This is a genomic window from Dictyobacter formicarum (assembly GCF_016587435.1).
Window position 1 is genome coordinate 547,167 of the sequence record NZ_BNJJ01000001.1, and the last position, 12,956, is coordinate 560,122.

General features: G+C 54.0%; 9 protein-coding genes and 2 pseudogenes. 5 read left to right on the plus strand and 6 right to left on the minus strand.

The features are described from left to right. Positions 1-442: 442 nt before the first annotated feature. Together JMI88_RS02135 and JMI88_RS02140 are read left to right on the plus strand one after the other, a co-directional pair. Positions 443-2,134 (plus strand): ABC transporter ATP-binding protein, encoded by a 1,692-nt coding sequence (locus JMI88_RS02135; protein ID WP_373323729.1) that lies wholly within the window; start codon positions 443-445, stop codon positions 2,132-2,134. 596 nt (positions 2,135-2,730) lie between these two features. Continuing rightward, positions 2,731-3,990, plus strand: coding sequence for an MFS transporter (locus JMI88_RS02140; RefSeq protein ID WP_201360096.1), 1,260 nt, complete (start codon positions 2,731-2,733; stop codon positions 3,988-3,990). 91 nt (positions 3,991-4,081) lie between these two features. On the opposite strand, the gene JMI88_RS02145 is transcribed toward JMI88_RS02140, so the two are convergent. From JMI88_RS02145 to JMI88_RS02160, 3 genes are all read right to left on the minus strand, one after another. Then, positions 4,082-4,627, minus strand: a complete 546-nt coding sequence (locus tag JMI88_RS02145; RefSeq protein WP_201360097.1) for an HD domain-containing protein — start codon at positions 4,625-4,627, stop codon at positions 4,082-4,084. A gap of 130 nt (positions 4,628-4,757) precedes the next feature. Continuing rightward, on the minus strand, positions 4,758-5,309 hold the full coding sequence (locus JMI88_RS41200) for a YciW-related (seleno)protein (protein ID WP_505712007.1): 552 nt from the start codon (positions 5,307-5,309) through the stop codon (positions 4,758-4,760). Positions 5,310-5,478: 169 nt separating this feature from the next. Next, a complete protein-coding gene (locus tag JMI88_RS02160) occupies positions 5,479-7,074 on the minus strand; it encodes an AAA family ATPase (protein WP_201360100.1) in 1,596 nt (531 codons plus the stop codon). Between the two features lie 228 nt (positions 7,075-7,302). On the opposite strand from JMI88_RS02160, the pseudogene JMI88_RS02165 reads away from it, so the two are divergent. Then, positions 7,303-7,707, plus strand: a pseudogene (locus JMI88_RS02165) (transposase); the annotation flags it as partial. A gap of 46 nt (positions 7,708-7,753) precedes the next feature. Here JMI88_RS02165 and iscB read toward each other — a convergent pair. Next, positions 7,754-9,074, minus strand: a pseudogene (gene iscB / locus JMI88_RS02170) (RNA-guided endonuclease IscB). A gap of 256 nt (positions 9,075-9,330) precedes the next feature. Beyond that, positions 9,331-10,023: a Type 1 glutamine amidotransferase-like domain-containing protein gene (locus tag JMI88_RS02175; protein ID WP_201360152.1), complete on the minus strand. Its 693-nt coding sequence runs from the start codon at positions 10,021-10,023 to the stop codon at positions 9,331-9,333. A 420-nt stretch (positions 10,024-10,443) separates the two neighbouring features. On the opposite strand from JMI88_RS02175, the gene JMI88_RS02180 reads away from it, so the two are divergent. Together JMI88_RS02180 and JMI88_RS02185 are read left to right on the plus strand one after the other, a co-directional pair. Next, the gene (locus JMI88_RS02180) at positions 10,444-10,833 is read left to right on the plus strand and encodes a pyridoxamine 5'-phosphate oxidase family protein (protein WP_201360101.1); all 390 of its coding nucleotides are present in this window, start codon (positions 10,444-10,446) and stop codon (positions 10,831-10,833) included. Between the two features lie 206 nt (positions 10,834-11,039). Then, a complete protein-coding gene (locus JMI88_RS02185) occupies positions 11,040-11,609 on the plus strand; it encodes a dihydrofolate reductase family protein (protein WP_201360102.1) in 570 nt (189 codons plus the stop codon). 228 nt (positions 11,610-11,837) lie between these two features. On the opposite strand, the gene JMI88_RS02190 is transcribed toward JMI88_RS02185, so the two are convergent. Beyond that, the gene (locus tag JMI88_RS02190; protein ID WP_201360103.1) at positions 11,838-12,419 is read right to left on the minus strand and encodes a YdeI/OmpD-associated family protein; all 582 of its coding nucleotides are present in this window, start codon (positions 12,417-12,419) and stop codon (positions 11,838-11,840) included. Positions 12,420-12,956: the final 537 nt, after the last annotated feature.

Here is a 12,956-nt window from a genome sequence, read left to right on the forward strand (position 1 = left end):
TACCGCGCAACATCGATGCCTAGCATGAAGGGGTGGAGATCCATCGGGGATGTTCTGAGAGTGTAGATATTGAGATAGTATTTTGCTCTAGACCATACTTGTTCGCAAAAAACGCATCCTCTTTGCAATCTCCACGCGCCATATCTCCGCGTCTCCCGGTCTGGCCTTCCACGTTATCCCTTCTCGTGCTGGTATTCCTGTCGCGCATCCTCACGCCTCTCTCCGCTCGTCTGTTTTGAGCTGGAGCAGGTTTCTTTGTGCCTTTTGCGCTTACTTACATACTACCATGAGGAGCATCTCTTTGCCATCAACCAATTCGATCACGAAAAAAACGTCGGCCTCGACGAAGAGTTCACCCATATCTAAAGCTGGCTCCCAATCCGACGCGGCCAGGCCAGCTCATACACGCGGCAAAAAGTTTTTGTCGTATTACAAACCGTACATGGGCCTGTTTTTCGCAGATATAGCCTGCGCGCTCATCGTCTCCGCGATCACCCTGCTCCTTCCGCTTTGCGCGCAATACATCACCAAAAACATCCTGGAAGGCCATGATCCGCATGAGCTACGCGACATTGCTTTGCTGGGCGCGTTCATGCTGACGCTGGTTGTGATCCAGAGCCTATGTACGATGTTCATTGACTTTCAGGGGCATATGATGGGAGCCAGGATGCAGAGTGATATGCGCACTGAACTCTTCGAGCAGTATCAAAAGCTCTCGTTTGGCTTTTATGATGAACAAAAAGTGGGCCAGCTCATGACCAGGCTTACTGATGATACCTTCTGGCTGAGCGAACTCTATCATCATGGCCCTGAGGATATCGTCGTGACCTTCTTGACAGTCACTGGCGCGTTGATCATTCTCGCGAAGATCAATCTTGCGCTGACCCTGCTGCTTTTTCTTTTCCTGCCTCTGATGACCGTGTACGCGTGGTACTTCAATAAGAAGATGAATAAAGCGTTACGCAGCAGCAAGGATCGCATCGGGGATATCAATGCGCAGGTTGAGGATACGCTCGCGGGTATCAGGGTGGTCAAATCCTTTACCAATGAAGAGGTCGAAAAGCACAAATTTGCCTACGTCACTCGTCGTTTTCTCGCCAGCCGCAGCGATGGCTATAGAAGTGAGGCGTACTTTTTCGGCGGGTTGGGAGCGTTTGCCCAGCTCATGACCATTGCTGTCATAGTTCTGGGCGGTATTGCGATTGTTCACGCTGCCCTGGATCTGGCGGATATGCTGACCTATTTGCTCTGCGTCGGCATTCTCGTTGATCCCATTAAAAAACTGATCAACTTCGGCCAACTCTATCAGGAGGGTATCACTGGCTTCCAGCGCTTTATGGAGATTCTGGAGATAGAACCCGATTTGCAAGACACACCAAACGCGAGTGATCTCACACGGGTTCGAGGAGATATCGAGTTTCAGGATGTCAGCTTCAGATACAAAGAAAACCAGAAGGATGTCATGAAGAACCTCTCATTGAGAATAGATGCTGGAGAATATGTAGCCCTGGTCGGGCCTTCTGGCATTGGCAAAACCACGCTCTGCTCGTTGATTCCTCGTTTCTACGATGTCAGCATGGGAAGGATTCTGCTGGATGGACATGATATCCGCGATGTGACCTTGCGCTCATTGCGCAGAAATATTGGCATTGTCCAGCAGGATGTCTATTTGTTTGCCGGGACCATCGCGGAGAATATCCGTTACGGCAAGCTCGATGCAAGTCCACAAGAAATCATTGAGGCGGCCAAAAAGGCCCACGCGCATGATTTTATCATGGCGCTACCGGACGGCTATGATACGGATATCGGTCAACGTGGTGTCAAACTCTCAGGCGGGCAGAAGCAGCGCTTGAGCATCGCGCGCGTCTTCATCAAAAATCCCCCTGTGATCATTTTTGATGAAGCGACGAGTGCACTGGACAATGAGAGCGAGAAGGCTGTGCAGGACTCATTGGAGAAGTTAGCCGACAATCGCACAACGCTTGTCATCGCTCATCGTTTGTCAACGATCCGCAATGCTCAAAGGATCGTGGTATTATCCGAGAGCGGGATCAGCGAACAGGGAACGCACGAGGAGCTTATCGCGCTGAATAGTGCCTATGCGAATCTGTACAACATGCAAGCAAAAATATGAGACTAGCTCCATTTTCACTGCCCTGATTACTTTTACAGAGTTTCTCAAAACTCATCATTAAAAACCAAAGGCGACCTGTGGTCGCCAGCCTGAGTGTAAGCCTGGTGACTTTTGAGAAACCCTGGTTTCTTCCATGCCATTTCTTGACAACGTTTGTGGCTAGAAAGTATAATCTTGCCGAAATATCCACTACTACTTTTATGAAAAGGGAGGCCACATGTCTATCAAATTTGCTGCTGCTCTCCCTAAAGCCCTCTTCTAGTTGCTTTTCGCTGCTTTTTTCAATCGGGCTTTAGGGTACATTTCTTTGCTCAGGGGATCCTTTGTGTCTTTTTTGCTACACGGGCCCTCTCCCTACAACCTCTCTCCCTCCAATCGAGTGAAAGAGACCATCGTGTGTACACACAGTGCCACTTGTTCTCTCTTATGAGCAAGGGCACAGGGTGTGTGTTCTCTGGTGGCGTGTACCCATAGGAGCAGATTCACCAACGAAGTGAGGGTCGGCACGTGTTACCGTGCGCCCTATTGTCGGGGACATCATTGTGCCTTCTTGGTGTCACCTTTCACTCTAGCTCGAATGAAAAGAGAATAGATGGATGGCAACACATCCCAAAGAAACGGCGAGCGCCACGGGTCCACAACAGCCCGTTTCCCTTTGGCGCAATCGTGACTATCTTTTGCTTTGGCTCGGCCAGGCCGCCTCCTCGCTCGGCACCAGTTGCACGCAGTTCGCGTTTCCGCTGCTCATTGTGGGACTGACGCGTTCGATCGCTGCTGCCGGGCTGGCGTATAGCCTGGGACAGCTTCCCTACGTTCTCCTGAGCCTCCCCGCCGGGGCACTGGTGGATCGCTGGCCGCGCAAACGCGTGATGATCATCTGTACCTTCTGCTTGATGGTGTGCGTGGCGAGCATTCCCCTGGCGCTGTTCCTGACCAGCGGACCACTGCGGCTGCTTCTCCTCTACGCCATCGCCTTTGGCCTGGGAGCCATTTCGCTGTTCGACGAGCTGGTCGAATTGGCAGCACGGGCATGGGTCGTGCCAAAGAGCCAGCTCCCCACAGCAGTCGCACAGAACGAGCTGATCGTTGGCTCCTGCGCGCTTGTCGGACCTGCGCTGGGCAGCTTGCTCTTTAGCATCAGCAGGCTGCTCCCGTTCGTCACAGACGCGCTTTCCTCTCTGATCTTGCTCGGCTCATTGTTCTTCATACGCTCGCCCATGCAAGACGAACGGAGGAGGGAGCGTCACCACCTGCTCTTAGAAGTGCGCGAGGGACTCACCTGGCTGTGGGAGCATCAGGTCGTGTGCTCGCTTCTCCTGATTTCCAGCTATATCAACCTCACCATAACAGCCAGTGTGCTTCTCGTCCTGGACATTGTGCAACAGCAGCATATCCCGTCGGTGCTCTACGGCCTGATCGTCGCAGTTGGCGGCGTCGGGAACCTGCTTGGCGCGGCGCTCTGCCCGCCGATGCTTCGGCGCATACGCTTTGGCCTCACGCTTCGCTGTGCTCTGATCGTGTTCGTGTTCGTCTTTCCTCTCTATGGCTTCATCACGACGCCACTGCTGTTGGGAGCCGTCTTCGCGGGCATCGCTCTCGCCGACTCGGTCCGTGCTGTCTTCATGGACAGTTATCGCTTCGCTGTCGTACCAGATGCTCTGCAAGGCCGTGTCAGTGGCCTCTATCGCCTGATCTTGTTCAGCGTCCTCACCATTGGCTCCTCCGCACTCGGGCTGAGCCTGGAACATCTGGGCGTGTTGCCGACCGTGGGCATCGTGTGGAGTGGCCTGCTTCTGATAACCGGATTTCTGTTTCTCTCTCGGCACATGCGGCAAGCGACATTCCCACAAGACTGAAGCTCCCCGCGCTTTAGTTATCTGAAGTTCAGCGCAAAAACGAGCAGAGGTGACATTGGAGATATATCTTCAATGTCACTCTAAGTTTTGCTCAAATGGGATGCTTTCCTTGCCAGAGAATGCGGTCGTGAGCGTCTTTTGCAAGCTGGATAGCAATGTCATCAAGCTTCATGTATACTTCCCAGAGTTCTTGCCGATACTGCCTCGCAATATGTACAGCAATCTCTCGTTCCAATATGTCATCACGCTTGCCTTTCCAGATCGTGTCGGCAAATGCAACCAACGCATCTTCCATTGGAACCGAGGCTTCCTGACTCCATCGAGCATGGGTCCGAGCAAAACGTGCATAGGTCTCTGGAAAACCACTTTCCAGGAGGAGCTGAGGCCCAATCTCCTCGTGTTGGGTTCCGGGGCCGGTGAGTTCGTTGAGATACACTGTTTTCCCCACATCATGTGTTGCAGCCCCAAAGAGGACGCGTTGTTTATCATATTCCAATAAGGGCCAAGTAGCATCCAACCGTGTGATAAGCCGAACAGCAACATCGTGAACAACCGTAAGGTGAGCAACTAATCTTGGTGATGCAGCATAATTCGCCAGGACATCCAGAACCTCTGGTGGCAGCTCGTGAAATGGCATCGGCAACCTCCTGACCAAAAAGAGGGTAATGGAACTATCAGTTCCACTTGCTCGTAATAACGTTCGTTATCGCTATCACAAGCTCAGAAAATCCTTACTGTATATTTTCGCTGCTATCCTGGAGATACCTCTATCTATTCTCCTTTCGCTTCCATAGGCCCTGAGAGGGAATGCGTAGTGCCCGGTTAAATTTGCTTGAAGCGTTTTCCCAGGCAATAATCTCCGTTAACTCGACCAATTCATCCTCGTTATAGAATGGGCGCAGGCGGGCGAAGAGTTCATCGCTCACCTCTCGCTCTGTAATCGTCATACTCTCGGCGTATTCCAGCGTGACCCGCTCCATCTCATTATAGAGCGGACTGGTCGCATAGTCCGCTAGCGCGAGGATTTTCTCATCAGAGATCCCCAGATTGCTACCCACGGCAGCATTAATATCTTGTCAGAACTCGCACCCGTTCAACGCCGCCACGCGCCGGTTGACCAGGGCTTGTAACTTCTCATCGATCAGGCCGGAAGTGCTAATGCCCGTCCACATCGCGCGTGCCCCTCGAAAGATCGAGGGGCGCCGCGCGTAGACCAGATGGTTAAGTAGCGGCGCCCCCCAGGTTTTTGCCTGTGCCTCCAGGACCTTTTTGATGTAGCTTTCTACCTCTTCCGGGTTCACCCCATCGATTCGTGCCATGATTTGGTTCTACCTCTTTTCTTATCTTTGCCTCTGTTTCGTATCGTTACAAAACAATATTATAAGATGAAAAATCAGTTTACCGCCAGGCGTGGACGTATCTATTCTTTCACTGAAGCTCCCCGCGCTAAAGCGGCGGGGGTTCCAGAGGTTCTTCCCACGCTTCCAGCTATGCATGCCGCAGCAGCACGGCTGACTCTTGTAGGGGTTCCTCGGGACTTTCGGGCAGACGCGCTCCGGCTCGGGTGATGCCCAAGCTTCGGGGCAGAACCTGCCCCTCTTTCGCACGTTGCATAAGACACTCGTGTGCTGCCCGCAGGCGCACTTCCGCACCCTCCCAATACGGCTGGTATTGGGCACACGAGGGAGTGGGATCTGCTGGATCCAGATAGGCGGCCAGAAAGGCTGAATACAGGTCGCGTTGGACAGGTCCCACGCCGCAGGCACAGTGATGCCAGCGCTGCGAGAGCGGCTTCTTGACCTTTCGGCCGCAGCCGTGGCACCATTGGCTCAGCGCGGTTGTGCGTGTGGGAACCTCAACGAGGATGCCGCCCGTGCTTGCAACGGTGCGTCTCAACTGATCCACAAACATCCCTGGGGCTCGCAGTCCCACGCTCTTGCCATACTGACGTTGCCACGCTTTGTAGGAAATCTTTTCGATGATGATGGTGGTGCCCAGCGCGCACACCTGATGCACCAGGCACCCGTGCAGGCTCTTGCGGTGGGCCGTCAGCTTCCGTTCTGTGGTCGCCTTGCGCCGCCGCGTGGCCTGGTACCGTTTGCTCTGCTTCCACCGCAACGTCCTGCTGCCCTGCTTCGTGATGCGTCCCTGCTCGTCAAAGTGTTCAGGATTGCCCGCACGCCGTTGTCGGTCCATCTGCCGCTGCAAACGACGGATGCCACGCACATCGGGGGCCAGTTCCGCACAGAAGACCTGCAGGCTCGCCTCTCCCTGCTGAGGAACCAGCGCCAGGGTCGAGGGTCCCAGGTCTCCACCCACGATGCCCTGCCCAATGGGGTGCTTTGGCTTGTGGTGGGGCGTCCCCTCCAGAGCCAGTTGGACCACATAGCGATACCCTTGCGCATCGGCTCCGGCTGCCCTGGGACTGCTGGCGGCACGTTGGACGAGACGGGCGTACTTGATGCGGTGCCTGAGGCCATGAGCCACCACCTCATCCTGCCAATCGATGCGGGCAGGAAGTTGGTCTCCGTTCCAGAGCAGAGAGCCGGCGTTGCCCTCATCGGGCGGCTGCAGGACAAAGCGCAGACCGGTATCGTTGCGTTTGTTCTCGATACTGGAGAAACCACGTCCTCGGCTCTTGAAGCGCACCCGCCTGGCCTGACCCAGGCAGACACGATTGAGGGCGCGGTAGGCGCGGGTGGCCAGGGTTTGGGCCAGCACTGCCTCGATATGCTCGGCAATCCAGCCCACGCGCAGCCCTTTGACGGCTTCATGCAAGGCGGCCTCGCTGAAACCATGCGCCTTGCGCAAGGCGAAGAAGGCGGCTGCTCGCTCGCTCTTGTGGGAACGAGGCAGGGCACGAGCTTGCTGCCACGCCGGGTCTGTCCTCAGGCGTCGCAGACGCTTCTGTCCCTCGGAGAGGATGGCATTGTAGAGCTGACGGCCTGCTTCCAGGTGAGCACGCAAGCGGGCGGCTTGCCCGGCATCGACGACCAGTGGCAATTCGAGCAGGAAGGTGGGTGTCGCCGGCCGTCGTCGTTGCTCCTTGTGCTGCTTTTGTGATCCCTGGCGTTTCTTCGGCATCCTCACTCCTTCTCTGGTTGCACACCTGCGCTCGACGGACTGACCGCTATTCTACCAGAAAGAGAGCAAGAACGCAAGTTCCAGAACGATGGTTCCTGCTGTCGTTTCCCCCTATCACAGAAGAGGCGATTCATCCCCGCCATGAATGGACGGGGCTTTCTCGCCTCTCTCTCTGTAAGACCGTGTTTTGTTAATCGCAGAAGTGACCTCACATGATAGACTAGAAGGATAAGTACCAGTTATCCCAGCAATCTTTCTGATGCGGAGTGGGCGTGTCTGCAACGCCATCTTCCCCCCGTGCCCAGACGTGGCAGGCCGTCAATTCACTCGCAACGAGCCATGTTCGATGCGATCTTCTACGTGCTGCGCACTGGCTGTCCATGGCGCTACCTCCCAGCCACCTTTCCACCGTGGCAGACGGTCTTCTACCATTTCCGGCGTTTGCGCCTCAAGGGCATCTGGACGCTCTTATTGCGAGCATTGCACCAGGCTGAACGAGAACGACAAGGAAGGCACCCTGACCCGAGTGCCGCCAGCATGGATTCTCAAAGCGTGAAAACGGTTGAGGAGTCGTCTGGGATCTGTGGCTACGATGCACACAAGCACATCAAAGGGCGGAAACGGCATATCCTCGCTCGTTTGGGGCGCAAGAACGAACCCGTTCCCAAACACCCCATCTTTAGATTCGCGTGATCGGGGACCCCTCGGTTGACCCATGGGGAGGAGCATCACGCATTCCTTTCATAGTGATACGCATAACCGTCTATCCGATGCAGACGGCGCATGTATTTCGGATGAATATCGACCTTACCCAGGCGGAATGACGGACGGGAGCGAATCGCGATACGCCCTTGAAACGTTCCTTTCGGCGTGATCGCCTTGACAATATCACCTGTCCGATACCCGAGATAGGTCCCTCTACGATCTTTGTGCTGCTTGGGAAAACCGTAAGCATCGGTGACACACATCTGTCGTCTCCCATGCCCTGTTGCCCTCATCAACAAGGGTTGTATCTGGTTCGTTTTTACAACCTCCGGGGTGCTCTTGCCGACACAGACTGCATCACTCCAGTGCGTCTTGGGGAGGTTCCGGGTGGTGCGGTTAAACTTGGTCAAGCCGCCAGAACCACATTCAATGGGAAGCCCTGTGCCCTTCAACCGTTCAAAAAGGGCCCAGCGTGTCGCATTGACGGCAGCAGCATCCTTGAGCGGCTGGCATGCCTGCGCCAGAACCCGGTCCAGGACTGAGGGTTTCTTTTTCAGGAAGACCTTGATATCCTGGGTCCCTTTAGCCTGATTACACCGCTCACAGGCCAGGGTTAAGTTGCTGATGCGGTTGGTGCCACCGTTGGCACGCGGGTGAATATGTTCGACCTGTAAGGGGTGATCGCTCACTCCGCAGTAGGCACATTTGCGACCCCACTTCTCCAGGAGGTATTCTCGTACCTCGAAACCCATGAGAGTGCCCTGCTGGTACTCAATGCCTGTGATCTCCGGGTTCTCCATGAGTTGCATATCGAAGCGTACGAACTCCATGCTGATTGCGGTGATGGCGCAGAGTCGAGAGAGACGCTTCACCCAAGTCAGCACATTGGCAATGCGGCTGAGCAGGGATGGTGGCAACCATCCGTTCTTTCGTCTACGATTGTGCCAGCGGGCCTTGCGATAGCGGGTCTTGCGCTGCCGTCGTGAGCGTCGGACGGCTCTGCGATCATCAAGGCTGGCCTTGATCGCCTGTCCACGATGCGAGAGTTCAGCGGCAAAGACCACCTCGCCTGAAGCATCGTTGACAATGGCAATGCCCGTCGTGCGGCTCCCAGGATCGAGCTTGATGCGTAGTGGCTGAACAACTGGCTTCGTTATCTCTGCTTTCAAAATGATCGTAAAGGGAAACCTGCGATACACTGCGGCCTTCCCTTCAGAAAGCAACTTCCTGGCTCGCCCTGGATGAACCGGGTCAAGTGGCTGCTTTTGCTGGTCAATGACAAACACTTTTGACACATCTTGCCTCCTTGCCTTTTTCAAGGCCTCTGATTACTCAGGTAAAGTGTGCCTCGATAATGTTCAGGAAAGGTTTAACGCTGAAAGCACTGGTTTCACCCTGTACACCTGTTTAACTTTCAACCGTAGAGCTACAGGCTGGCAATGCACCCGTAGGTACCTAATTTCTTTCCGAACGTAGGTTCTGTTTCAAACCTGAATCTGGTCAGGTGAGCTTGCCAAAGCAAGCCCTCGTCTTTAGACGTAGGGTTCCTGACTAGGGCGTCGACTGCTTCCAATGACCCTCAGAGATGACGTTGACGACGCCATCAACCACTTGTATGGCGGTTTGATCGTCAATCAAGTATGTCGGCACCGGCATGCTGGCGGCCCATTTTTCAGCGTTGGCCATGGAATTGTCTGGCATAGAAGGGTAATCCAGATGCGGAAAGATCGCAAAATCAACCAGTCCCAGCGTTCTATCGCCACCGATGGGCGGCTTCCAGCGGACGAAGTCCTCCCCGATGCTGGGGGCCATCACCATGCTCCCGGCGCTCAGTCCCACATAGACCATCTCGCGCGGCAGCTCCGGCAAGAGATCGGCCAGTCTGGATTGCCGCATCCAGTAGCACAGATACATGGGATCGCCGCCTTCCACCAGCAGGACATCCGTCTCCTGGACCAGCGGAAGCCAACGCTCTTCACCGATACTGGGCAACGCGGTGAGCTCCAGCAAGCCCAACGACTTCCACCCCAATTCGCACATGGAGGTGTATCCGTCAGGGAATGGAGCGGTGTTGGTCTCTCCGCGGATCAGGCGGGCGACCATGGACGAACCATTGGTGTTGGCGTGCAGCGCGGTAGGAATGTACAGGGCGCTGGACTCAGCGATCGGTTTGCCCAGGAGCGCTACCAGCGCGTCATGGATACTGGTGTTGGTGATGCCACCCGAGGTGAGAAGAAATTTCATAAATGGTTCCCCTTGCCAATTCATGGGAGCCGACAGGCTCCTCCAGTCCCTCTCTTTGAGACTGAAGCAGAACTCCCCCAGAACGGAACGACTGTGTTTCTGCCAACATGGGTCGTCTGCTCTCGCTATCAGTCTTGCACACAAAGGTCTTCCGCTCCCCAATTGCATGCAAGATATTCTACCATCTTACAAAGCAAAAACTTCTCCTATCTTGCTCTTTTGGCCATGCAGAATTACCGCCGCGCATTCCAAAACACGGTCTCAATTCGTCGCGCTCTGCGTGGGAAGAGCGCAAGATTGGAGAAGTTTTTCCTGATGATTGGGAGTATCCTATTGTTACTTATACAATGCAAGCAACAATAGGATACTCCCAATCAAAAGAGCTAGAGAAACGCTGTCCAAGCATGAAAGGAGACCATAATGCCAAGTAAACAAGGAGCTGTTGGCCTGCTGCAAGAGCCGGTTGCCCAGCAATTGTTGCAATCGAAGAGTCTTGCCCATCTGGCCTACAACTGGCACGACGGCACGCCCCGTGTTGTGCCAATCGGTTTCTACTGGAACGGGCGGGAAATCGTGATGGCGACAGCTACAGACGCCCCCAAGACGAAGGTACTCAAGAATGGCGCAAAAGTGGCGGTAAGCATCGAGCATGACTCCTCGCCTCCTAAGATCCTCCAAATTCGTGGGACGGTGCATACTGACACCGTTGAGGGTCTTGCCCCGGAGTACGTCGCCAATGCCCGCCGGACACTGAGCGAGGAAGACGCACAGGCATTCCTCGCTGAATCGGCCGCCTCTATCCTCGTATGACGCGCATCTTCATCCGTCCAGACTGGGTTGGACTCCTGGACTTTGAGACTCGCCTGCCCAGCGCAGTTGAGCGTGCCATCGAACGAGGCTAGAGCTTTAGCACGAGAGGCGCGGCAGCATCCCGATCTTCCCATGGGATGCGCAACGAGATCACCATATTTCAGGAGAATAGAGAGAGAAGAATGAATGGGAAAGGAGAAACGAACATGAGAAAGCTCTGGGTGAAGGCGTGGATGACCCTGGATGGGGTCTTTGACGCGGACACGATGGATCATTGGTGGCCTCCTGCCGATGAGGCTGCTGCGGATGAAGCGAGGAGGCTAGAGTACGTTGTGGAGGAGTACTCAAAAGGTGATGTGTACCTGCTGGGACGGACCACCTATGAAATGCTTTGGCCGGGCTGGTCCACACAGACGACCGGCGATGGTCCCGGGCCGATCCTCAACCGCATGAAAAAATATGTGGTCTCGACTACGCTCGAAACCGCTCCCTGGAAAGAATCTACCATCATCAGAGGAAATGTGGTGGAAGAAATCACCAAACTGAAACAGCAGCCGGGCAAAGACATTATTATCGATGGCAGTGCCACGCTGGTCCACTCGCTGATGGGAACGGATCTGATCGATGAGTATCGGTTCTTAGTCTTGCCCTACATCATGGGAAGGGGAAGGCGGTTCTTCCCAGAGGGGACGCAAGAGACGAAGCTACGGCTTGTTGAAAGCAAGAGGCTCAGTTTCGAGACCCTGGCTCTTGTCTACCAGCCGGACAAAAACTAACCACCTGGTTTTGCGGAACAGGCTCTGGTATTCTCATGCCCATTTGGGAATGATCTGGAGAGATTCTCCAATGGACATTCATGTTAATAATTGGTAAATTCACCGAAGGGCGGCTGTTGTCCAATTTTGCACTGAAGGATAGAAATCTTGGTAGAGCCACACTAACCGGTGAAATGCAGGGTTTTCCAATTCTGACCAACAAGGAACCCAAGCTCACTTTCATCCAGGCTAAGGGTGTATTTTCTCGTGCTTTAAGAGCATTTCGATAAACTTTTGAATACGAGCAGAACGGGTTTCGGCTCGCTTCGCTGTCTGGATTCTGAACAGAATGGCGTAGCGATTTGCGCTATCCAGAGTGCTAAAAAATGCCTGCGCCTCCGGATTTTTGTCCAACTCGCTCTGAAAATCGGCGGGAATGGTGATTCTGCTCTGCGATTCGTAAGCCTGGTCCCAACGCCCGTCAGCTTTTGCCACCTCTACCTGCTGCAGTCCCGCCGACTGCATCCTGCCTGCGGCAATCAGCGCTGTGGCCTTCTCGCAATTCACTTTTGACCAGATGCTTTTGGGACGGCGTGGGGTGAATTTTTGCAGCCAGTACTGATGATCAAAAGAGGCTTTTTGCCCATCAATCCAGCCATAGCAGAGAGCGCTTTCCAGGGCCTCAGCATACGTGAGAGAAGCAATACCTGCATCTTTTTTAGCAAGCTTGAGCCAGATGCCTGCTGCCTCACTGTGATGCTCTTTCAGCCACGCCTCCCAGTCTTGTTGGGTTTCAAATAAGAGTATTGGAAGACTATCTGTGTTTTTCATACATGCTCCGGCTGTTTGTGAATGAGCAGATAAAATGGCGGATTTGTGCCAGTAGTGAATGGCGCAAACCTATGCGAATCAGCTTGAGATCGAAAAGGATGCAAAGAGCTTCGTGCCACCATAAATTGGCAGTACTTTTTTTCACTTCCTTCTCGCTTCCAGTGAGATTACATCGAGAGCGATCCAGCGCCTGCAAATGCGTCAAAGTTGCCAGATAAAATGGTATATTATTTTCATAAAGCCGCTTCTGAAGCGCTTTCGACTTTTTGCCAGATAAAATGGCGCACACGTGAAAAACGAGAGAAAAGAGGCCGCATCTCCGGGCAGATTTGCTGTTGCAAGAAGTCTCGCCATTTTATCTGACAAGTCAATTTTTGCGTAAGCTCGAAGATCGCGCCAATAATCATGGCAACCCCGGCAATTTATGGCTCTTGTCCACTCTTGGGGTTTTCTGTTTGCTTGCTCGCTCTTCTCCCCATGCCATGAACTTGACACAAAGAAGCATTTTCAGGTGTTTGAAACACCTGAAAATGCTTT